Source organism: Nitrosomonas supralitoralis, assembly GCF_003011925.2.
Classification (GTDB): Bacteria; Pseudomonadota; Gammaproteobacteria; order Burkholderiales; family Nitrosomonadaceae; genus Nitrosomonas; species Nitrosomonas supralitoralis.
Window position 1 is genome coordinate 1 of the sequence record NZ_PXXU01000235.1, and the last position, 250, is coordinate 250.

The following is a 250-nucleotide window of genomic DNA, read 5'->3' on the forward strand; positions in this document are numbered from 1 at the left end:
CGCATTCAATAAAGCAAATAGATCAATATTAAGTAACTTGACCGCCTCTGGTTGATCTGATGAAATTAGACGATGCCGTGCATTGCAGGTACGATCGATCCATATCTGCGGAAAAGTTTTTATATTATTTCCTTTCGTTGTAATAATTTCCGCAACATAGGGTTCTCTCTTAATCAAGGTTGAATCCCAGTCTACTTTTTTCAAAGTATGTAGACTCCCCAATAATGCCAGTACCGGAGCCTGACCCACC

General features: G+C 40.0%; 1 pseudogene. It reads right to left on the bottom strand.

Annotation, left to right across the window (positions count from 1 at the left end):
* Positions 1–204 (bottom strand): annotated as a pseudogene (locus C7H79_RS18260) (hypothetical protein); the annotation flags it as partial.
* Positions 205–250 lie beyond the last annotated feature (46 nt).